Here is a 20,847-nt window from a genome sequence, read left to right as displayed (position 1 = left end):
CCATGTCGACCCACGTGCTGAGCCTGCTGGTGGAGAACACCCCCGGTCTTCTCACCCGTGTCGCCGGGCTCTTCGCCCGCCGCGGCTTCAACATCGACTCTCTCGCCGTCGGCGTGACCGAGGTCCCCGGGATCTCGCGCATCACGGTGGTCGTGGACGTCGACGAGCTCCCACTCGAGCAGGTCACGAAGCAGCTCAACAAGCTGATCAACGTGATCAAGATCGTCGAGCTCGACTTCGCCACCTCGGTGCAGCGCGAGCACATGCTCGTGAAGGTGCGCACCGACAACGCGACCAGGTCCAACGTGATCGAGGTCGTGAACCTCTTCCGCGCTTCCGTCGTCGACTACGCTTCCGACGCCCTGGTGATCGAGGTCACCGGCGACAAGGGCAAGGTCGATGCGATGTTGCGCGCGCTCGAACCCTTCGGGATCAAGGAGATCGCCCAGTCGGGCCTTCTCGCCATCGGCCGAGGCGGCAAGAGCATCACCGAACGCGTCCTGCGCGGCTGACGCGCCCCTCTACCTACACGAACCACAATCAAGGAGAAACACAAAGTGAGCACCGAGATCTTCTACGACGCCGACGCCGACCTGTCCCTGATCCAGGGCAAGAAGGTCGCGATCGTCGGCTATGGCTCGCAGGGCCATGCGCACGCGCAGAACCTGCGCGACTCGGGCGTCGAGGTCGCCATCGCTCTCAAGGAGGGCTCCAAGTCCGCTGCGAAGGCCGAAGAGGCGGGCTTCCCGGTCAAGACCGTCGCCGAGGCCACCGAGTGGGCCGACGTCATCATGATCCTCGCGCCGGACCAGCACCAGCGCACCATCTACAGCGAGTCGATCGCCCCGAACCTCACGGCCGGCAAGACCCTCGCCTTCGCACACGGCTTCAACATCCGCTTCGGCTACATCGACGCGCCTGAAGGGGTTGACGTGATCCTCGTCGCGCCGAAGGCGCCGGGTCACACGGTCCGTCGCGAGTTCGTCGCCGGCCGAGGCATCCCGGACATCATCGCTGTCGAGCGCGACGCCTCGGGCAAGGCCTGGGACCTCGCTCTCTCCTACGCCAAGGCCATCGGTGGCACGCGCGCCGGCGTCATCAAGACGACCTTCACCGAGGAGACCGAGACCGACCTGTTCGGTGAGCAGGCGGTGCTCTGCGGCGGCATGAGCCACCTGGTGCAGGCCGGCTTCGAGACGCTGGTCGAGGCGGGTTACCAGCCGCAGATCGCCTACTTCGAGGTGCTGCACGAGCTCAAGCTCATCGTGGACCTGATGTGGGAGGGTGGCATCGCCAAGCAGCGCTGGTCGATCTCCGACACGGCAGAGTTCGGCGATTACGTCTCGGGTCCGCGCGTCGTCGACGAGCGCGTCAAGGAGAGCATGAAGGGCGTGCTGGCGGACATCCAGTCCGGCGCGTTCGCGAAGCGCTTCATCGACGACCAGGACAACGGGGCCGAAGAGTTCCTGGCGCTGCGCGCCAAGGAGGAGCAGCACCCGATCGAGGTCACCGGTAAGGAACTGCGTTCGCTCTTCGCCTGGAAGCAGCAGGACGAGGACTACGTGGACGGCAGCGCTGCACGCTGATTCGATCTTCGAAAGAACGGGCGTCCCTCCGGGGGCGCCCGTTCTTCGTGCAAGCCGAGCAAGTCACCCCAGACATCGGATGTCTGTGCCAGGATGGGAACCATGCGACAGGAATGGTTTGACCAGGCTCGGTTCGGGATGTTCGTCCACTTCGGCCTCTACAGCGGGGCGGCCCGTCATGAATGGGTGCAGAACTACGAACGTTTGTCGGATGAGGACTACCGCCCGTATTTCGAGCACTTCGACCCGGATCTCTTCGATGCTGCGGCCCTCGCGCGCGCCGCGAAGGAGACCGGCATGGGCTACGTCGTGCTCACGACGAAGCACCATGACGGCTTCTGCCTGTGGGACTCGAAGCTCACCGACTTCACCTCTGTCGCGAACGTCGGACGGGACCTCGTCCGCGAGTACGTAGACGCGCTGCGCGCGGAAGGTCTCAAGGTGGGCCTGTACCACTCGGTGATCGACTGGCATCACCCCGACTTCACGATCGACTGGAACCATCCGCGCCGCGATGATGCGAACGCCCAGGAGCTCAATGTCGGGCGTGACATGGCGCGATACCGTGCCTACCTCCACGGACAGGTGCGAGAGCTTCTCACGGAGTATGGGGAGATCGACTACCTGTTCTTCGACTTCACCTACCCCGAGACGAAAGAGGGGTGGGTGGGTAAGGGGCCGGACGACTGGGACGCCACCGCGCTGCTCGCCCTGTGTCGGGAGCTCCAGCCGAACATGTTGGTGAACGATCGGCTCGGGATCCCCGCCGACTTCGTCACGCCGGAGCAGTATCAGCCCACGGCGCCGATCGTGCGCGACGGCGTGCAGTTGACCTGGGAGGCGTGCCAGACGCTCAACGGATCGTGGGGTTATCACCGGGACAACATGGATCAGAAGTCCCCCACGCTGCTCGTGCAGATGCTCGTCGACTCGGTGTCGATGGGTGGGAACATGCTGCTCAACATCGGCCCTGACGGTCGCGGTGCGATCGCGCCGAGGGATGCCCGTACACTTGCCGAGATCGGCGAGTGGATGCGTCTGCACCGGGACGCCGTGATCGGTGCCGGGCACGCACCGTTCACACCGCCGCGCGAAGGCGTGTACACCCGCCGAGGGAACAGGCTCTACCTGAGTCTGTTCAGCTGGCCGATGGGATTCGTGCACCTTCCGGGGCTCGCAGGGAAGGTCTCCTATGCGCGCCTGCTGAACGACGGGTCCTGGCTGCAGACCAGCGTGTCCGACCCGGACCGCCAAGCCGACCTGATGACTCCCGCAGGGGAGGCGGAGGGGACGCTCACCGTGCATCTGCCTGTGCGGCGTCCCGAGGTCCTCGTGCCTGTCATCGAGCTGACGCTCAACGAGGAGTGATTCGTCCGGTGGCGGCCGCTCAGGCGGTCGCCACCGGGATATCCATGCCTTCGAGGGCGAGGCGCGCGGCGCCGTGGAGGATGGCGTCCGCACCGGTCGTCGCCGCCTCGATGCGCAGTCGCTGCGTCGCGAGGGGGTGGCATGCCTCATACACGCGGCTGCGGACAGCAGCGATGAAGGGCTCCGACGCGCTCATGCTGCCGGTCAGGAACACGGCGTGCGGATTGAAGAAGTTCACCACGCCCGACAATGCCTGGCCGAGATGGGTTCCCGCCGTGCGGACCAGCGTGGTGGCGAGGGGGTCGGCGTCGCGTGCCAGGCTGAGCACATCTGTCGTGGTTCCTACCAGCTCGTTTCCACGCTCGCGCATCTGCCGCACGAGGCTCGCCCCGCTGGCCACCGTCTCGAGGCAGCCCGTGTTCCCGCAGGAGCAGGGGATGTCGCCGCTGCCGTCGATGCGGGTGTGGGTGATGTCGCCTGCGGCCGCGGTCGCCCCGCGGTGCACATGGCCGTCGACGATGATGCCGCTGCCGATGGCGGTTCCGGCCTTCACGGTGATGCTGTGTCCCGTGTGTCCGAAGCGCTCCCTATGCTCGCCGAGTGCCGCGAGGTTGGCATCGTTGTCGACGGCGACGGGCACGCCGTAGCGCGTCGAGAGATGCTCGCCCACGCGGAAGCCCGGCCACCCCGGCATACGCGACGGTTGGTCGACCGTGCCGGTGGCGATGTCGACGGGGCCGGGGAGGCTGATACCGATCGCGTGCACCCGCGCCTCGGAGGCGAGGCGATCGAATACTTGGCCGATGCGCTCGAGGGTGGCTTCCGGCCCGTCGGCGACGTCGACCGTGATCGACCGGCTGTCCAGGAGGGCGCCGCTGAGGGAGTGCCTGCCGATGCGCGCGTGACCGCCACCGAGATCGGCGGTGAGGACGACGCCGTCCGCGGCGATCTGCAGCACTCGCGGACGGCGTCCGCCGCGAGACGTGCCGTCGCCGGCCTCGCGCAGCACTCCGGCGTCGAGCAGGGACTGCACTCGGAGCCCCACTGTCGAGGCGGCCACGCCGAGGGCAGCGGCGAGCTCGGTGCGGGAACGGGCCTCGCCGCGCGCTACGAGGTCGAGGATGCGGCGGGTGTGCGGGTCGTCGACGGCGGTGTCAGCGGGGTTTGGCATGGGGCACTTTCCTGGTCGGAGCATTCGTCAGCGTAGTAGGCGATGGTCGTGTTTCCCGGGAGTTACGAATTATCAAGCTCCGATAAACATCGGATGTTCAGCTTGCGGCCTCTCGTGAAGTATGAAACGGTAACTTCATACGAAATCCTACTAGGTTATTTCGACCCGCGAAATAACTAGTTCCCTTCCAGGAGGCATTCAATGAAGAAGTTGCGTGTAGGGGCTGTCGTCGCCGTCACCGGCGTCGCAGTCGCGATGACCGGCTGCGCGAGCAGCAGCGGCAACGGCGGTTCGGCCGACGGCGACACGATCGTCGTCGACATGTGGGCAGGCAGCGAGTCCGATGTGGATGCCCTCGAGGCGCAGGTCGCGTTCGCCCAGGAGCAGAACCCCGACATCAAGATCAAGCTGCAGACGTCGCCGTGGAGCGACTTCTTCACCAAGCTGACCACGAACATGGCCAGCGGCAACATGGCCTGCGTCACCGGCATGAGCGGTGCGCAGCTGGGTGGGTACACCGGCGCTTTCCGTGAGCTGAGCGACGCCGACCTCAAGACGGCCGGCATCGACTGGGCGGACTTCAACCCGAGCGCCGACGGCATCCTCAGCTTCGAGGGCAAGGTCTACGGCGTTCCGTTCGACGTGGCCACGATGCTCGTCTACTACAACCAGGACATGCTCACGGCTGGCGGCGCTGCGACGCCGGAGATCGGGTGGACGTTCGACGACTTCGACGCCATCGCCGCCGACGCGACGAAGGACGGCAAGTACGGCTTCGGTATGGGCATGGGAGGCTATCAGTGGATGTCGATGCCGATCGCCTACTCCGCGACGCAGCCCGCGGCTGAAGACGGCACGCTGCACATCGACGACGAGGCCTTCGTGGATGCATCCACCTGGTACGCCGAGCTCGTGACGGAGAAGAAGGTCGCCGCTCCCGTGGCGTCCGCCTCCGACACCGGCTGGGGCGAGAACCAGTACACCGGTGGCAACGCCGCCATGGCGGTCGACGGCACGTGGAACGCCGTCAGCTACCTGAACAACGAGTCCGGCTTCGCCGCCGGCATGGTCCCGCTGCCGGCCGGCGTCGACGGCAACCCCGGCCCGATCCTCGGCTCCGGGTACGGCATCTCGTCGAACTGCGAGAACCCGGAGGCGGCTCTCAAGGTCATGGGCTCGCTGCTCGGTGAGGACGCGCAGGACTACATCGCGTCGTCCGGTCGCTCGTACCCGGCACGCACGTCGTCGCAGCCGCTGTACTTCGAGTCCATCGACGAGCAGTACCGCGACCAGGTGCAGTCGGTGTTCGAGGCCGCGTTCGGTGACACCGTCCCGCTCTACATGACCAAGAACTGGCAGAAGCTCGACAGCTACATCCAGCCCAATCTCGTCAGTGTCTACAACGGTCAGATGACGATGGAAGAGCTGCTGTCGAACGCCCAGGCCCAGTTCGGCGAGTGATCCGGCTCCGGCCGTCAGCTGTAACGAAGAAAGAAATATGAGATGACGATCACGACGAGACGTCGACGATCGCTCGCCAAGGTCGAGGCCGGTCAGGCGCTGGGGTTCGCAAGCCCCGCCCTGATCGGGCTCGCCCTGTTCACGATCGTGCCCGTGGGCCTTTCGATCGTGATGAGCGTCTTCGACTGGCCGACCTTCGGCGAGCGGAGCTTCAACGGGGTGGACAACTACGTCAAGCTGTTCACCAGCAGCCCGGACTTCTGGCCCGCGCTGCGCAACTCGGCGGTGTACACGCTGCTGTACGTGCCGTTGAGCGTCGCTCTCTCGCTCGTGCTCGCTCTCGGCCTCGGATCGCGGATCCGCGGTCGAGGTGCCCTGCGCGTCCTCTTCTTCATCCCGGTCGTGACCCCGATGGTCGCGAACGTGCTGGTGTGGAAGATGATGCTGCAGCCGCAGGGGTTGTTCAACGGCCTCTCGCAGACGTGGTTCGGCATCGAGCTGCCGAACTTCCTGGCCGACCCGTCGTGGGCGATGATCATGGTCGTCGTGATGAGCGTCTGGCAGGGGCTCGGCTACAACATGCTGATCTTCTCGGCTGCTCTCGAGCAGCTCCCCGAGAGCGTTCTCGAAGCAGCCAGCATCGATGGCGCCCGAGGGCTCCGACGCGTGTGGAGCATCATCATCCCGATGATCTCGCCCTCGATCTTCTTCGCCACGATCATGACGATGATCACGTCCCTGCAGGTGTTCGTGCAGCCGCAGATGCTCACCGGCGGCGGTCCCGGCAACGCCACCAAACCGCTCGTCATGTACATCTGGGAGCAGGGGTTCACGTTCGGCGACCTCGGCCTCGCCGCCGCGGCAGCGTGGATCCTCTTCGCGATCATCATCGCGATCACCGGGATCCAGTTCGCCGCGCAGAAGAAGTGGGTGCACTATGAGCACTGAGACCCTCGTCCGCCCCACAGGTCGTGCCGGCCGCACGGAGCGCGAGCGCGCACGTGGTGCCGCCAGCACACCGGGAGCCCGCGTACGGCTGATCCTCGCGCACATCGCGATCTATGTCGCCGCGCTGATCTTCATCTCGCCGCTGGTCTACGCGTTCTTCTCGGCGCTCAAGCCGAACTCGGAGATGTTCTCGATGCCGCCGACCCTGGTGGGGTCGGAGCTGCGGTGGAGCAACTTCGTCGATGTCTTCGCCTACGGTCCGTTCCTGACCTACATCATGAACTCGTTCATCGTCGCGATCCTTGGCACGCTCGTCGTGCTGATCGTGTCGACCACGGCCGGGTACGCGTTCGGGAGGTTGCGCTGGAAGGGGCGGGACGCTGTCTTCGTGCTGTTCCTCGCCACGCTCATGGTTCCCGCCGAAGTGCTCGTGATCCCAATGTTCCAGGTGATGCAGTGGTTCAACTGGGTCGACACGTATCAGGCCCTCGTGCTTCCGTTCGCATTCGGCGCGTTCGGCACGTTCCTGATGCGGCAGTTCTTCCGCGGGATCCCCTACGAGCTGGAGGAGGCCGCACGCGTCGACGGTGCCGGGCCCGTGCGCTCGTTCCTGCAGATCATCCTGCCGCTGTCGAAATCGGCGGTCGCTGTGCTCGCCGTGTTCACCTTCCTCTCGTTCTGGAACAGCTACCTGTGGCCGCTCATCGTGACGGTCGACTACAACGCCCACGGCACCCTTCCCGTGGGGCTCGCGAGCTTCGCCGGACTCACCGGCACACGGTGGGACCTGCAGATGGCCGCGGCGATCATCTCGATGGTGCCAACGACGATTCTCGTGATCGTGCTGCAGAAGCACCTCGTCAAGGGCATCGCGATGGCAGGACTGGGCGGCCGCTGAGCATGATCGCGCAGGAACAGGGGACCACCGTGCCCCGCACCCGTTCGAGCCCGCCCGACTCGGGAGTCGTCGGTATCGACATCGGCGGTACCAAGATCGCCGCGCTCCTGGTGACCGGAGAGGGCACCGTGCTGGCACGGGGGAGCGTCGGCGCCCCCGCGGCAGAAGGCGGTGCAGCGATGGCCGACGCGGCAGCGGGCCTGGCCGCCTCCTTGGCCGCCGAGGCCGGAGTCTCGCTCGCCGCAGCCGGCGTGGGCGCGGCCGGAGTCATCGACCATGAGAGCGGTACGATCCGTGCGGCATCGGCGACCTTCGTCGGGTGGGCGGGCTTCCCGCTCGCCGATGAACTCGAAGCACGTCTGGGAGTACCGGTGCGCGTGGAGAACGACGTGAACGCGTTCCTCCTCGGCGAGGCTGCCGCCGCCGGCCGAGAGGACCGCGATGTTCTGGGCGTGATGCTCGGCACCGGGGTCGGAGGCGCGCTTCTCATCGACGGTGATCTCCATCACGGACCACACGGTGCCGCAGGCGAGATCGGGCACACGCCCGGTTACAGCGAACTGGTCTGCACGTGCGGGCAGGTCGGACATCTCGAGACGCTGGCTTCCGGCACCTCGATCGCGATGCGTTACCAGGAGCGCACCGGGGACACCGTGCTGGACGCGAGGGCTGTCGCGGATCGCGCACGAGGGGGCGATGCCCAGGCGATCGCGGTGTTCGACGCTGCCGGCCGCGCCCTCGCCCTCGCCTGCGCCAGCGCAGCGACGATCCTCGACCTGCCGTGCGCCATCGTCGGGGGAGGCGTGGCCACGGCCTGGGATCTCCTGGAGCCCGCGATCTCGCGTACCCTGCGCACGGACTCTCCGGTGTCGGGCATCCCGTTGCGCATCGTCCCCGCCGTCCTCGGTTCCGATGCCGTCGCCCTCGGCGCCATCGAGACAGCCCGCCGAGCCCTGGTGCCGGTGGGAGCACAGTGAGCCCGACCTCTCGCACCGACAAGGAGCACATCACGTGACCGCACGTCCCGAAGCCCACGAGATCTGGATGGGACCGCTTCCGACCGTCACCGACGGGGGGCTCGCGCAGCCTCGCATCGGTATCGCCGGTATATCCATCGAATCGAGCACCTTCTCCCCGCATGTCTCGGGGGACGAGGCCTTCACGGTCCGCACCGGCGAGGCGCTGCGCGGCTACTACCCGTTCCTCGGCGACGGACGTGAGCTCGCTGCGGCCGCCGTGTGGGTGCCGCTCACGCATGGTCGCTCGCTGCCCGGTGGTGCCGTCGCGCCCGAGACCTACCGACGGATGAAGGATGCCATCGTCGAGGGGATCCGCGAACACGGTCCCTTCGACGGCTTCTTCTTCGACATCCACGGTGCGATGAGCGTCGTCGGGTTGGACGACGCCGAAGGCGACCTCGCGCTCGCGGTGCGGGAGGCACTGGGGCCGGACACGCTCGTCTCGACGTCGATGGATCTGCACGGCAACGTCTCCGAGGTCCTGCGAGACGCGGTCGATCTGCTCACGTGCTACCGGATGGCACCGCACGAGGACTGGATGAACACCAAGGAGCGCGCGGTCTGGAACCTCCTCGCCCGACTGCGCGGGCCGCACGGTGCCGATCCACTGAGTCGTAGGCCCTTCGTGGCGTGGGTGCCCGTCCCGGTCCTGCTCCCCGGTGAGAAGACGAGCACGCGGCTGGAGCCCGCGCGCAGCATCTACGCTCAGCTGCCCGAGATCGAGGCTCTTCCGGGAGTCGTCGATGCCTCGGTCTGGATCGGCTACGCGTGGGCTGATGAGCCCCGTTGTCAGGCGTACGTCGTGGTCACCGGTGACGATCGCGCGCTGATCGTGCGTGAGGCCGAGCGTGTCGCCGGCATGTTCTGGGATGCTCGCGAGGACTTCGTGTTCGTCGCCGAGACGGGCTCGTTGGATGAGGCGCTCGAGAAAGCGCTCGCCCCCGGAGCACCTCACCCGTATCTGATCTCGGACTCGGGGGACAACCCGACGGCGGGCGGGGCCGGCGATGTGACATGGACTCTCGCGCACCTGCTCGACCGTGCGGAACTCACCGACGGCAGCCGCACGACCCTGGTCGCATCGATCTTCGACCGCGAGGCCGTCGCTCGGGCGGTCGATGCCGGAGTCGGTGCCACGGTGACCCTGGACGCCGGGGCAGGGGTCGACGCCGGGCCGCACGGCCCGGTGACGATCACCGGGACCGTGTTCTCGATCACCGAAGGCGATCCGGACGCAGGCACGCAGGTCGTCATCGCTGCGGGCGGGCTGCACGCCATCATCACCGAGCGGCGCAAGCCGTTCCATCTCCTCTCCGACTTCCGAATGCTGGGGCTGGAGCCGACGACCGCGGACATCGTCGTGGTGAAGATCGGCTACCTCGAGCCCGAGTTGTACGAGCTCGCCGAGGGGTGGACCCTCGCGCTGACTCCCGGGGGTGTCGACCAGGACCTCCTCCGCCTGGGGCACCACCGCCTGCGTCCCGGTGTCTACCCCTTCGACCCCGACGGGAACCCCGATCTGAAAGCCGTGGTCGTCCGCCGCGGAGCCGCAGAGGAGCCGAACACATGATGAACTTCGAGAAGCGCACCGGACCGGACTTCGGCACGGTTGCTCCGACGTACCCGACGCAGAGCGTGCCCGACTGGTACCGCGATGCGAAGCTCGGCTTCTTCGTGCACTGGGGGCTCTACTCCGTGCCGGCGTGGGCCGTGCAGCACGGCGAGGGAGTGAACATCCCGACCGAGGACGCATATGCCTGGCATCAGTACGCCGAGTGGTACGGCAACACCGTGCGGATCGCGGGGAGTCCGACCTGGGAGCGTCATCAGCGCATGTTCGGGCCGGGGACATCGTATGAGGACCTCGCCGATCGGTGGGACGCCTCGGCGTTCGACGCGGATGCCTTCGTCGGCGAGCTCGTCGGCGCAGGGGCCAGGTACATCATCCCGACCACGAAGCACCACGAGGGCTTCTGCTTGTGGGGTACGGAGACCACCGGCTTCAACGCGGTCGCCCGCGGGCCGCGCCGTGACCTGATCTCCGAGTTCCACGACGCCACCCGGCGCGCGGGCGCGAAGTTCGGCGTGTACTACTCCGGCGCGCTCGACTGGCATGTGAGCGACTTCCCGCCGATCGAGTCCGACACCGATCTGTTCCGCTTCCGCCGCAACGATGCCCACTTCGCGCGGTACTCGGCAGCTCAGCTGGACGAGCTGGTCGAACGTTTCTCACCCGACGTGCTCTGGAACGACATCGAGTGGCCGGACGGGGGCAAGGGGCGCGACGACTACGCGGTGGCCGCGCTGCTGGAGCGCTACTTCGAGGCCGTGCCGGAGGGCGTCGTCAACGACCGTTGGGGCGTGCCGTACCACGGCTTCCTCACGCGCGAGTACACGGATATCCCGGAGATCATCCCCGAGCCGTGGGAGTCGACGCGCGGTCTGGGTTACTCCTTCGGATTCAACCAGGCGGAGGACGAGCGTCATTCGCTGTCGGGGGCGGCCCTGATCCGCCTGCTCGTCGATGTCGTCGCGAAGAACGGCAACCTGCTCATCAACGTGGGTCCGTCGGCCGACGGCTCGATCCCGGACCTGCAGCGGCGTGCGATGCGCGAGCTGGGCTCGTGGCTCGAGACGAACGGCGAGGCGATCTACGGCACCCGTCCGTGGATCCGAATGGGCGAGCGGACCGGAGCGCCACGGCGCTACACGACCACGGGCTCGACCGTGCACGTGCACGCTCTCGACCCGAGTCTCGGCACGCTCGATCTGCCCGCAGAGCTCACGGGCTCCGACCTGCGTTGGGCCGACGGCTCCGTCGCCGAGCGGTCCGCTGACGACAGCACGGTCGCCGTGATCCCGGCCGGCCTGCGTGAGGAGGCCGTCGCGGTCCTGTCCGCTGGCTGAGACGGACCGGATCGCGACCACGCGAGGACCCTCCCGGGGTGGCTTCGGAAGGGTCCTCGCTGTGCTCATCCGCCGCTACGGGCGGGTGAGCTCCTCGAGGACTTCGATCACGTGACGGTAGGGCCGACCCGTGGCGCGCGTCATCCCGATCTCGCACGTGCGGTTCGCCGAGACGAACGCGTCGAAGTCACCGCGCGCGCTCTCGGCCTCGGCGATCTCCGCTGACTCCTGAGCGGTGGCGCTGGCCGTTAGCTCCGGATGCAGCATGCCGCGGTCGCCGGCGAAAGCGCAGCAGCCCCACCCTTCGGGGATGAACACATCGTCCGCGACGGCTCCGGCGATCGCCGTCAGCGCTTGTGTCGCCCCGAGCGCCGTCGTGGAACAGGTCGGATGCACGGCCACCGTGGGGAGCTTGGCGGACACGGAGACCTTCGGCAGCACCTCGCGGGCCACGAACGTCGTGGCGTCTTCGATCCGCAGCCCCGCGTAGCGCGGGTTCCTCTTGACCGATTGCGCGAGCATCACGTCCAGGCCCTCGGTGCACGACGCGGCGTCGCACACCACGGGGAGCTCCCCATGCCGGCTGGCCTCCCACAGCGACTCCAGCACCCGGTCCGACATCAGGGCGTATCCGTCCAGGTGACCCTTCGACTTCCACGGTGTGCCGCAGCAGAGGCCGCCGTTCTCCTCCGGCATCACGACGGCGATACCCGCACGGTCCAGCAGCGCGCGGAGCGCATCCCGCGACCCCTCGCCCGCCCCTTCTGCGCCGAACATCGTCCCGATGCAGGCGCCGAAGAACACGGCCTGTGCATCGGCGGGGGAGTCCGGGCGCGGCGGCTTCGAACCGCCGCGGGGGAGCCCGCCGTCGTACAGAGGCACGGTGTCAGCGCCGAGGAGGGAGCGGCCGAGATGCGTCACCCCGCGCACGAGCGGCGCAGGGAGGGCATCGGCGACGGTGAGCGCGACTCCTCCGGCGCGCGTGACCGTGCCCCAGTGCTTGGCCGCAGTACCCCACATCGCGCCTTCGACGGCGTTCGACTGCTCCGCGCGAAGCCGTCGCACGAGATCACCGGTGTTGATGTCGACGGGGCAGGCCACGCCGCACATGCCATCGACTGCGCAGGTCTGGACGCCGTCGTAGTCGTAGTCCTTCTGCAGATCGCGCAGCAGCTCGGTGTCGCCCTGTTCCTCGGCCCACGCCATGTCGCGACGGATCACGATGCGCTGTCGGGGAGTGAGGGTGATGCTCTTGCTCGGGCAGGTCGGTTCGCAGTAGCCGCACTCGACGCAGCGGTCGACCTCGTTCTCGACCGTCGGCACCCGCTTGAGGTCGTACAGGTACGACTCAGGGTCGTCGGACAGGACGACTCCGGGATTCAAGATGCCGTCGGGGTCGAGCAGCGCCTTGATCTCCCACATCATGTCGGTGAGCTCATCGCCGTACTGGCGGCGCACGAACGGGGCCATGATCCGGCCGGTTCCGTGTTCGGCCTTGAGCGATCCCTGCTGGGCGAGGACCAGCTCCACCAGATCATCCGTGAATCGTCGGTAGCGCGCGACGCTGTCGGGGTCGTCGAAGCGTTCGTTGAGCAGGAAGTGGACGTTGCCGTCCTTGGCATGACCGAAGATGACCGATCCCTCATAGCCGTGCTCGGCGAACAGCTCGATCAGGCGTTCGCAGGTCGCGAGGAGGCGCGGGACGGGCACCACGATGTCTTCCAGCAGCGCCGTGGTGCCGGAGGGGCGGGCTCCGGCGACCGCGGTGTAGAGCCCCTTGCGCACGTGCCACAGCGCGGCGCGCTCGCCCGCATCCGTGGTGAGGCGCGGGGGCACGGCCAAGGGAAGCTGCTCGAAGCGCGTCTGCGCCAGCCCGCTCGCTGCCGTGAGAGCCTCCGTGTCGGCGGCGTGGACCTCGACCAGCAGCGCGGCGTGTCCCCGGACGTCGATCTCGGCGATCGCGGAGGGAACGTCGCTCAGCCCCTGAGCGACCCGAAGCGACGCCGCATCCAGGAGCTCGATGGTGGCGAGACCGAGTCGGGTCAGGTCGGGGAGGGCTGTCATTGCCGCCGAGAGCGTCTCGAAAACGAGAAGCCCTGTCGCGATCGCCGGTCGCACCTCGATCGTGCGGAAACGGGCCTCCGCGACGAAGGCGAGCGTGCCTTCGGACCCGATGACGAGGTGCTCCAGGATGCGCACGGGATCTTCGAAGTCCAGGAGGGCGTTGAGGCCGTAGCCCATCGTGTTCTTCATCGAGAACTGCTGGCGGAGGAAGGCGACATGCTCGGGGGCGGCGAGCAGGCGTTCCTTCAGCGCGAGCAGGCCCGCAACGATCTCGGGTTCCGCTGCGCGCAGCAGCTCGTTCGCGTCCGGACGGCCGGTGTCGATGATCGTCCCGCTCGGCAGCACGATCGTCATCGACTCGATCGTCTGATACGAGTTCTCCGTGATGCCGCAAGCCATCCCGCTGGAGTTGTTCGCGATGACTCCGCCGATCGTGCAGGCGATCTCGCTCGCGGGATCGGGGCCGAGCTTGCGGCGGTAGCGCGACAGGCGGGTGTTGACCTGACGAACGGTCGCACCCGGGCCCACTCGCACCACGGTCCCGTCTTCCTCCACGCGGATGTCGCGGAAGTTGCTGCGCGTGTCGACGAGGATGTCGCCGCTCACGCTCTGCCCGGAGAGGCTGGTGCCTCCGGACCGGAAGGTCATCGTGCGGCCCGCGGCTCGGACTGCGCCGAAAGCTCGGGCCACGCCCTCGGCATCGGCGGGGGAGAGGATCGCATCGGGGATGAGCAGATAGTGGGACGCGTCGTGGGCCCGGGCGAAGCGGTCGATGGAGCGCGAATGGACCTGTGTCCTGGCACCCAGCAGTGCAGTGTCCAGGGGTTCGGCGAGGGTGGTCGGCACGGTGCTCCTCTGCTGCGTCGGGAATTGTCAGACAAGTGTACCGACCTCGTGCCCTTTCGGTAGGCTGGCCCACATGACGACCGCTTCGGAAGCAACGCTGGGCGTCGTCGGCGTCGTGGACGCGGTCACCGCCCAGTTGCGCGGCCGCATCCTCAGCGCGGAGATCCGCTCGGGGGATCCGATCACCGAAGCGGCGGTGTCGCAGACCTTCGGAGTGGCCCGTCCCAGCGCGAAGGCGGCGATCGAGCAGCTCGTCGCGAGCGGTCTCCTGGTGCGCACGGCGCATCGCAGTGCGCGTGTCGTCGGGATCGACCCCGAGACGGTACGGGATGTCTATCGCACCAGGACGCGACTCGAGAGCGCCGCGCTCCGCGACCTCGCGGTGACGCGGACAGTGCCCGTCGCCGCGGTCGAGGCGAACGCGGAGCTCCTCGCGATGCCGCCGGGGCCGGATCCGGCCACCGTCGCGCCCGATCTCCGATTCCACACCGCTCTCATCGAGGCGCTCGACAGCGAACGCACCGCGCGCATGTACCGCAGCGTCCTCGACGAGGTGCGCTTGTGCATGGCGCAGGTCCAGGGTCGACGGCTTCTCGATGCCGCCGTGATCGCAGCGCAGCACCGCGACATCCTGGACGCGGTCTCCTCAGGGGACGCGGAACGAGCGGCAGCCCTTCTCGACGCTCACCTGTCTTCGGCTGAGGAACGGTTGGTGGAGGCGCTCGACGCGGACTAGCGTCGAGGCGCTCCTCACTCCGTCGGTGCCTCTTCCACGACGATCGGGGCCTCGGAAGGATCGGTCCATCGCGGCGCCGGGAGCGCGGTGTCGGTCTCGCCGGCCTGGATCGCTCGCAGCGCCTCGGTGATCTCGTCGTCATTCTCGGGAACGGGAAGACCGCACGCCCGCAGCTCCGAGGCGAACTGGAGGGTGAGCCGGATCTTTCCCGCTTCGACCGCCTGCGCGGTGGTGCCCGTGCGGATCTCGCTCCCCGTCTGGATCGCCGAGACCTCATCGCACACGTGGTACACCTTGCCGCCGTCGACCCACACGACCTCGTCCTTGCCGAGGAGCTGAATCACGGCGGACTGGTCGGCCGTGTACTGCTCGACAGACGGGGCATCGAAGTCGACGCCGATGAACAGTGCCAGGGCCGCGAGAGCGACTCCGACGATGCCGGCCGTGGTCTTCTGCCCCTTGTCCATGTCTTTGTTCAGGAAGATCAGGATGATCAGGGGAAGGAAGGCCACCACTGCGATGATCGCGCCGAGCTGGTTCTGGACGAAGAACCGCGTCTTGTCGGCTTTGCGCGCGGGATCGAGGCGGTTCGCCTTCTTCCACAGCACCGAGCCGGTGATGGACAGCGCGGCGATGACGACGAGCAGCACCAGCAGAGCGATGAACGCCCACTGCGGGAAAGTCGCGGTGACACCTCGTTCCTCCAACAAGCCGGTGTCAGGGTTGCGGAGCAGCGTACCGTCCTCGCCGACGAACTCGCGCTGGCGGAGGAGCCAGAAGATGCCGATGCCCTCGCCGATGATCGCGACCGCCCACAGGATGGCGGCTATCCAGCGGAAACGCGTGGCCGTGGCCTTCGCTTCTGCAGTGGGTGTCCAGCCGGAGGGTGGCTCCGGGGTCGCGGTCGTCGCGGACGGTTCGTTCCGCGCGTCGGTGTCGTCGCTCTCGGCCACGGTGCTTCCTTTCCCCTGGATGCCAGCCGTTCCGGCTCGCGGCAACCCTGAGCCTAGTGGACGGGGTGTCCTACGCTAGAGGGCATGACTTCCGACTCCGACGACGCCCTCACCTGGGACGGCGACGAGGCTTCCGCACCGAAGGAGCCCGCGTTGCCTCATGGCTGGAATGCTGTCGGGAAAGGTAGCCGTGACGTCGGCACGATCGAGGGGGACGGGTCGATCACCCCGGCTCGGCTCGAGGAACAGGCCGGGCTCAGCACGCCGATGCTGCTGACCCTCGGCATCGTCGGCGGCGTGTATCTGCTCTACACGATCGGATGGATCGTCGGTGGGCTGCGCCTGCAGCCGCTGGCGTCGTTCCTGGTCGCCGACATGATGTTCCTGCCCTGGTTCGTGCTGGCGATCGCCGCGCCGGCACTCTGGTTCCTCGCGAGCTGGGTTCTGACCAGGGGGCGGGCGTCGTGGATCCGCGTCGCCGTGCTGCTCGCGGGGGTCGTCCTGCTGGTTCCCTGGCCCTTCGTCACCGTGGGGGTGATCGGATCATGAGCGCATCCCAGACCACCGAGCCGGTGTCCGCCCCCTCACCCCGGTGGGCCGTCGGCCTCGTCATCGGACTCGCGGGACTCTTCTATGCGTACGCGGTGTGGAACGCCGTCGCGCATCTGATCACCATGGCCCAGACAGGACTGACCGCCGGCGGATGGGCGACCCTGCTCTTCGGCGTCGCGTTCCCCGCGATCGTCTTCGCCTTCGCCTACCTGATCGGCCGTCGGCGGCGGGTGGGCGAGCTCCTCCTCGTGTTCCTGGCCGGACTCGGCGTCGTCGCAGTGTTCTGGATGAGCCTGATCGCGCTCAGCCTGACGATGCCGAGCGCCTGAGCTGCGGGCGTCATACGGCACGGAGCGACCCGACCCCTCCGGTAGAGTTGACGCGATCGCGCCCCCATGGTGTGCGGCGCATCGGCCCCTCCCGCCTGCCGAGCTGCCCCGAAGGATCCACTGTGCCGAAGCCCGTCGTGCTCATCGCCGAAGTACTCTCTCCCGCCACGATCGAGGCCCTGGGCCCCGACTTCGACGTCCGTGACGTCGACGGCACCGATCGCGAGGCGCTCTTCGCCGCACTCGCGGACGCCGATGCCGTGCTCGTGCGTTCGGCGACGCGCATCGATGAGGAAGCGCTGACGCACGCACCGAAGCTGAAGGTCGTCGCGCGCGCGGGTGTCGGCCTCGACAACGTCGACATCAAGGCGGCCACTGCGGCCGGTGTCATGGTCGTGAACGCGCCGACGTCCAACATCGTCTCTGCGGCGGAGCTCACCGTCGGCCACATCCTGAGCCTGGCCCGCCGCATCCCCGCCGCTCATGCGTCGCTCTCCGGCGGTGCGTGGAAGCGCAGCTCCTTCACCGGTGCCGAGCTGTTCGAGAAGACGGTCGGCATCGTCGGTCTCGGCCGTATCGGCGCCCTCGTCGCGGCTCGCCTCGCAGCGTTCGACATGCGGGTCGTCGCTTACGACCCGTACGTCACCTCGGCACGCGCGCAGCAGCTCGGCGTGCAGCTGCTCTCGCTCGACGAGCTCGTGGCCGAGTCGGACTTCCTGACGATCCACATGCCCAAGACGCCGGAGACCACCGGCATGATCGGTGCCGCGCAGTTCCAGGCCATGAAGCCGACGGCTTTCGTGGTCAACGTCGCCCGCGGTGGACTGATCGATGAGGAAGCGCTCCACGCGGCCCTCGTCGCCGGTGAGATCGCCGGCGCCGGCCTCGATGTCTTCACGACCGAGCCTCCCGTCGAGGGCGGAACCGCGCGTCCGCTCCTGGACCTCCCCAACGTCGTCGTCACCCCGCACCTCGGCGCCAGCACCGAGGAAGCCCAGGAGAAGGCCGGAGTCTCGGTCGCCCGCTCGGTGCGTCTCGCGCTCGGCGGAGACCTCGTGCCGGACGCGGTGAACGTCGCGGGTGGCGTGATCGACCCCTATGTGCGCCCCGGCATCTCCTTGGTCGAGAAGCTCGGTCAGATCTTCGCGTCGCTGGCGACCTCGCCCCTCACGAGCCTCGACGTCGAGGTGCACGGCGAGCTCAACGACTACGACGTCAGCGTCCTCAAGCTCGCCGCGCTCAAGGGCGTGTTCACGAACATCGTGAGCGAGACCGTCTCGTATGTGAACGCCCCGCTCCTCGCAGAACAGCGCGGCATCGCCGTGCGTCTGCTCAAGGACGACGTGAGCGACGAGTACCGCAACGTGATCACGCTCACCGGTGCCCTGTCCGACGGGACCCAGCTGTCGGTCTCCGGAACCCTGACGGGACCGAAGCAGACGGAGAAGCTGGTCGGCATCAACGATCACGCGCTCGAACTGCCGATCGAGCAGCACCACGTCGTGATGCTCTACACCGACCGTCCCGGCATCGTGGCGGTGTACGGACAGAAGTTCGGCGAAGCGGGGATCAACATCGCCGGCATGCAGATCGCGCGTCAGGCAGCGGGCGCGCAGGCGCTCAGCGTGCTGACGCTCGACTCGCCGGTATCGGAGGAGCTGCTCGAAGACGTGAGCGCGGCGATCGACGCGGACCTCTTCCGGCAGATCGAGATCACCGAGGTCTGACCACTCGACGCGACGGACGGGAGAGGGCGGGAGCGAGATGCTCCCGCCCTCTCCCGTCCGTGTGATGCTCAGGCCGTGGCTCGGAGGACGAGCGCGATCAGGTCCTTGAGCTCGTCGCTGCGTGGAACCAGGCGTTCGGGCCCGTGCACATCGAGGGAGTTGTTGAAGTACAGGCCGTCACTCACGAGCATCACGAGGTCGAGGCTCGCGTTGTCGCGCACGTGCGGACGGATGGTCTCGGCCCACCGTCGCCGCGTCTCGCGGAGCATGTCGGCGGCTGCGATCGATCCGCCCTGCGCGAGTCGCGTCGTCGCGATCAGGACGCGATCGAGGGCGTCGTCTTCCATCACCGAGGTGCGCACGTAATACGCGACAGGCCCCTCCTCGGCCGCCGTCATTCGCTCGAGGTCCGTTGTCGTGAGGCGGTCGAGGCGCTCCACCAGGCCGATCTCCAGCTCCTCCTTCGAGCCGAAGTGATACAGCAGGCCGCCCTTGGAGACCCCGGCAGTCTTGGCGGTCGCCTCGAGGGTCGCGGCACGCTCGCCGTCTTCGATGAGGATCGTTTCGAAGGCATCGAGCACCTTCTCGCGGGCGAGGGGAGGTCGGGGCATCGTGGGTCCTCTGCACAGGGAGAGCGGTCGCAATTCTGTTACTATACCAGCCGGACGGTTCACTAACCGTCGATCAGAGTCCTGAGAGGTGTTCCATGACCCGTACTGCGTCGATCCCGACGACAGAGACGGATGCTCCCCGCGTCGGAGCCCGTGGCTGGGCGGCGCTCGTCGTCCTCATGCTGCCGGTGCTGCTGGTGTCGGTGGACAACACGGTGCTGAGCTTCGCGCTCCCTGAGATCTCCATCGCGCTCGCGCCCACCGGCGCGGAGCAGCTGTGGATCATCGATGTGTATCCGCTGGTGCTGGCCGGACTCCTCGTCACGATGGGTACGCTCGGCGACCGGTTCGGGCGTCGGAAGATGCTGCTGATCGGGGCGACCGGCTTCGCCGCCGTGTCCGCGTTGGCTGCTTTCGCGCCCACGGCTGGCTTGTTGATCGCCGCCCGCGCGCTCCTCGGCTTCTTCGGTGCCATGCTGATGCCGTCGACGCTCTCGCTGCTCCGCTCGATCTTCCGGAACCGCGACCAGCGCCGCATGGCGATCGCGGTCTGGGCGTCGGCGTTCTCGGCCGGCTCGGCGCTGGGACCGATCGTGGGCGGCTTCCTCCTCGAGCACTTCGCTTGGGGCTCGGTCTTCCTGATCGCCGTCCCGGTACTCATCCCGCTGCTCATCGCCGCACCGCTGCTGGTCCCGGAGAGTCGCGATCCGAACCCGGGCCGCATCGACCTGGTCAGCATCGCGCTGTCGATGGCGACCATGATCCCGGTGGTCTACGCGATCAAGTCCTTCGCGGTGGACGGCCCGACCTTCACAGCCGGCGCCTGGGCTCTGCTCGGCTTCGGCATGGGCTACCTGTTCGTGCGCCGTCAGCTGCGGGCCAAGAGCCCGATGCTCGACATGGCCCTGTTCCGGCGCGGCTCGTTCTCCGGGGCGATCCTGGTGAACCTGCTCAGCGTGGTCGCGTTGGTGGGCTTCCTGTACTTCGTGTCGCAGCACCTGCAGCTCGTCCTCGGGCTGTCCCCGATGATGGCCGGCATCGCCCTCGTGCCCGGCATGCTCGCGATGATCGTCGCGGGTCTCTCGGTCGTGCCCGTCTCGCGTCGCGTTCCTCCGCACATCGTGATCCCCGCCGGTCTCGCGTTCTCGGTGGCCGGCTATCTCATCGTGGCGTTGACGACCCACGAGCACGGCGTCCTGCCGCTCGTGGTGGCGTTCGTGGTGCTCGGCATCGGCATCGGCGCGGCGGAGACGATCTCCAACGAGCTGATCCTGTCCAGCGCTCCCGCGGCCAAGGCGGGCGCGGCGAGTGCGGTGTCGGAGACGGCCTACGAACTCGGGGCGGTACTCGGCACCGCGGTGCTCGGTGGCATCATCACCGCGTTCTACCGTGGGGCCCTCGTGCTCCCGGCAGGTCTGCCCGCCGACGTCGCGCATGCTGCGGAGGAGACCCTCGCGGGCGCGTACACGGCTGCGCAGGACCTTCCGGCCCAGCTGGGTACGGCCCTCTGGGACGCGGCCGCCGACGCGTTCGGCTCCGGTGTGACGGTGACGTCGCTGATCGGCGCGGGACTCGTCGTGGTCGCCGGGGTGATCGCCGCCGTCACACTGCGCAAAGCCCCCTCGCACTGACCAGTACGCTGGGAGGATCGGCCCACTCGCCCTGAGCGGG

18 protein-coding genes are annotated in these 20,847 nt (G+C 67.7%); 14 read left to right on the top strand and 4 right to left on the bottom strand.

What is annotated here, in order from left to right; genetic code table 11:
• Positions 1 to 2: 2 nt before the first annotated feature.
• The 3 genes from ilvN (at position 3) to LC041_RS12285 (ending at position 2,954) form a co-directional block, all read left to right on the top strand.
• Positions 3 to 512, top strand: coding sequence for an acetolactate synthase small subunit (ilvN, locus tag LC041_RS12295; RefSeq protein WP_017830816.1), 510 nt, complete (start codon positions 3 to 5; stop codon positions 510 to 512).
• Positions 513 to 557: 45 nt separating this feature from the next.
• A complete protein-coding gene (ilvC, locus tag LC041_RS12290) occupies positions 558 to 1,586 on the top strand; it encodes a ketol-acid reductoisomerase (RefSeq protein WP_226533383.1) in 1,029 nt (342 codons plus the stop codon).
• A gap of 93 nt (positions 1,587 to 1,679) precedes the next feature.
• A complete protein-coding gene (locus LC041_RS12285; protein WP_374197674.1) occupies positions 1,680 to 2,954 on the top strand; it encodes an alpha-L-fucosidase in 1,275 nt (424 codons plus the stop codon).
• Between the two features lie 19 nt (positions 2,955 to 2,973).
• On the opposite strand, the gene LC041_RS12280 is transcribed toward LC041_RS12285, so the two are convergent.
• Positions 2,974 to 4,125 carry an ROK family transcriptional regulator gene (locus LC041_RS12280; protein WP_226533381.1) on the bottom strand — a complete coding sequence of 384 codons (1,152 nt, stop codon included), beginning with the start codon at positions 4,123 to 4,125 and terminating at the stop codon, positions 2,974 to 2,976.
• Between the two features lie 201 nt (positions 4,126 to 4,326).
• Here LC041_RS12280 and LC041_RS12275 point away from each other — a divergent pair, with 201 nt between their 5' ends.
• The 6 genes from LC041_RS12275 to LC041_RS12250 all read left to right on the top strand — a co-directional run bounded on the left by LC041_RS12275 (position 4,327) and on the right by LC041_RS12250 (position 11,358).
• Positions 4,327 to 5,586, top strand: a complete 1,260-nt coding sequence (locus LC041_RS12275; protein ID WP_226533380.1) for an ABC transporter substrate-binding protein — start codon at positions 4,327 to 4,329, stop codon at positions 5,584 to 5,586.
• A gap of 42 nt (positions 5,587 to 5,628) precedes the next feature.
• Positions 5,629 to 6,534, top strand: a complete 906-nt coding sequence (locus LC041_RS12270; RefSeq protein WP_226533379.1) for a carbohydrate ABC transporter permease — start codon at positions 5,629 to 5,631, stop codon at positions 6,532 to 6,534.
• Entirely contained in the window at positions 6,524 to 7,432 is a 909-nt protein-coding gene (locus LC041_RS12265) for a carbohydrate ABC transporter permease (protein WP_226533378.1), read from the top strand. The genes LC041_RS12270 and LC041_RS12265 overlap by 11 nt, the downstream gene beginning before the upstream one ends.
• A gap of 29 nt (positions 7,433 to 7,461) precedes the next feature.
• Positions 7,462 to 8,409 carry an ROK family protein gene (locus tag LC041_RS12260; RefSeq protein WP_226533377.1) on the top strand — a complete coding sequence of 316 codons (948 nt, stop codon included), beginning with the start codon at positions 7,462 to 7,464 and terminating at the stop codon, positions 8,407 to 8,409.
• 67 nt (positions 8,410 to 8,476) lie between these two features.
• Positions 8,477 to 10,021 carry a M81 family metallopeptidase gene (locus LC041_RS12255; protein ID WP_264189269.1) on the top strand — a complete coding sequence of 515 codons (1,545 nt, stop codon included), beginning with the start codon at positions 8,477 to 8,479 and terminating at the stop codon, positions 10,019 to 10,021.
• Positions 10,018 to 11,358: an alpha-L-fucosidase gene (locus LC041_RS12250; protein ID WP_226533375.1), complete on the top strand. Its 1,341-nt coding sequence runs from the start codon at positions 10,018 to 10,020 to the stop codon at positions 11,356 to 11,358. Before LC041_RS12255 ends, LC041_RS12250 begins: the two co-directional genes overlap by 4 nt.
• 75 nt (positions 11,359 to 11,433) lie before the next feature.
• Here LC041_RS12250 and LC041_RS12245 read toward each other — a convergent pair whose 3' ends face one another.
• Positions 11,434 to 14,268 (bottom strand): FAD-binding and (Fe-S)-binding domain-containing protein, encoded by a 2,835-nt coding sequence (locus LC041_RS12245; protein ID WP_226533374.1) that lies wholly within the window; start codon positions 14,266 to 14,268, stop codon positions 11,434 to 11,436.
• A 73-nt stretch (positions 14,269 to 14,341) separates the two neighbouring features.
• Between LC041_RS12245 and LC041_RS12240 the strand changes: the two genes are divergently transcribed.
• Positions 14,342 to 15,004 (top strand): GntR family transcriptional regulator, encoded by a 663-nt coding sequence (locus LC041_RS12240; RefSeq protein ID WP_226533373.1) that lies wholly within the window; start codon positions 14,342 to 14,344, stop codon positions 15,002 to 15,004.
• Positions 15,005 to 15,018: 14 nt separating this feature from the next.
• On the opposite strand, the gene LC041_RS12235 is transcribed toward LC041_RS12240, so the two are convergent.
• Positions 15,019 to 15,957: a hypothetical protein gene (locus LC041_RS12235; RefSeq protein ID WP_226533372.1), complete on the bottom strand. Its 939-nt coding sequence runs from the start codon at positions 15,955 to 15,957 to the stop codon at positions 15,019 to 15,021.
• Positions 15,958 to 16,041: 84 nt separating this feature from the next.
• Here LC041_RS12235 and LC041_RS12230 point away from each other — a divergent pair, with 84 nt between their 5' ends.
• The 3 genes from LC041_RS12230 to serA all read left to right on the top strand — a co-directional run bounded on the left by LC041_RS12230 (position 16,042) and on the right by serA (position 18,565).
• Entirely contained in the window at positions 16,042 to 16,506 is a 465-nt protein-coding gene (locus tag LC041_RS12230; protein WP_226533371.1) for a hypothetical protein, read from the top strand.
• A complete protein-coding gene (locus LC041_RS12225; protein WP_226533370.1) occupies positions 16,503 to 16,838 on the top strand; it encodes a hypothetical protein in 336 nt (111 codons plus the stop codon). The genes LC041_RS12230 and LC041_RS12225 overlap by 4 nt, the downstream gene beginning before the upstream one ends.
• A gap of 122 nt (positions 16,839 to 16,960) precedes the next feature.
• Complete coding sequence (gene serA / locus LC041_RS12220) at positions 16,961 to 18,565, top strand: phosphoglycerate dehydrogenase (RefSeq protein ID WP_226533369.1); 1,605 nt, start codon at positions 16,961 to 16,963, stop codon at positions 18,563 to 18,565.
• A 68-nt stretch (positions 18,566 to 18,633) separates the two neighbouring features.
• Here serA and LC041_RS12215 read toward each other — a convergent pair whose 3' ends face one another.
• Positions 18,634 to 19,176, bottom strand: a complete 543-nt coding sequence (locus LC041_RS12215) for a TetR/AcrR family transcriptional regulator (RefSeq protein ID WP_226533368.1) — start codon at positions 19,174 to 19,176, stop codon at positions 18,634 to 18,636.
• A 95-nt stretch (positions 19,177 to 19,271) separates the two neighbouring features.
• Here LC041_RS12215 and LC041_RS12210 point away from each other — a divergent pair, with 95 nt between their 5' ends.
• Complete coding sequence (locus LC041_RS12210) at positions 19,272 to 20,807, top strand: MFS transporter (RefSeq protein WP_226533367.1); 1,536 nt, start codon at positions 19,272 to 19,274, stop codon at positions 20,805 to 20,807.
• Positions 20,808 to 20,847 lie beyond the last annotated feature (40 nt).

It is taken from the genome of Microbacterium paraoxydans (assembly GCF_020524545.1).
Classification (GTDB): Bacteria; Actinomycetota; Actinomycetes; order Actinomycetales; family Microbacteriaceae; genus Microbacterium; species Microbacterium paraoxydans_C.
This window is presented reverse-complemented; position numbering and strand designations above follow the sequence as displayed.

Coding starts and splice junctions, on each gene's coding strand:
- ilvN (WP_017830816.1), top strand. CDS start 3: ATGTCGACCCACGTGCTGAGCCTGCTGGTGGAGAACACCCCCGGTCTT.
- LC041_RS12285 (WP_374197674.1), top strand. CDS start 1,680: ATGGGAACCATGCGACAGGAATGGTTTGACCAGGCTCGGTTCGGGATG.
- LC041_RS12280 (WP_226533381.1), bottom strand. CDS start 4,125: ATGCCAAACCCCGCTGACACCGCCGTCGACGACCCGCACACCCGCCGC.
- LC041_RS12275 (WP_226533380.1), top strand. CDS start 4,327: ATGAAGAAGTTGCGTGTAGGGGCTGTCGTCGCCGTCACCGGCGTCGCA.
- LC041_RS12270 (WP_226533379.1), top strand. CDS start 5,629: ATGACGATCACGACGAGACGTCGACGATCGCTCGCCAAGGTCGAGGCC.
- LC041_RS12265 (WP_226533378.1), top strand. CDS start 6,524: ATGAGCACTGAGACCCTCGTCCGCCCCACAGGTCGTGCCGGCCGCACG.
- LC041_RS12255 (WP_264189269.1), top strand. CDS start 8,477: ATGGGACCGCTTCCGACCGTCACCGACGGGGGGCTCGCGCAGCCTCGC.
- LC041_RS12250 (WP_226533375.1), top strand. CDS start 10,018: ATGATGAACTTCGAGAAGCGCACCGGACCGGACTTCGGCACGGTTGCT.
- LC041_RS12240 (WP_226533373.1), top strand. CDS start 14,342: ATGACGACCGCTTCGGAAGCAACGCTGGGCGTCGTCGGCGTCGTGGAC.
- LC041_RS12230 (WP_226533371.1), top strand. CDS start 16,042: ATGACTTCCGACTCCGACGACGCCCTCACCTGGGACGGCGACGAGGCT.
- LC041_RS12225 (WP_226533370.1), top strand. CDS start 16,503: ATGAGCGCATCCCAGACCACCGAGCCGGTGTCCGCCCCCTCACCCCGG.
- LC041_RS12215 (WP_226533368.1), bottom strand. CDS start 19,176: ATGCCCCGACCTCCCCTCGCCCGCGAGAAGGTGCTCGATGCCTTCGAA.
- LC041_RS12210 (WP_226533367.1), top strand. CDS start 19,272: ATGACCCGTACTGCGTCGATCCCGACGACAGAGACGGATGCTCCCCGC.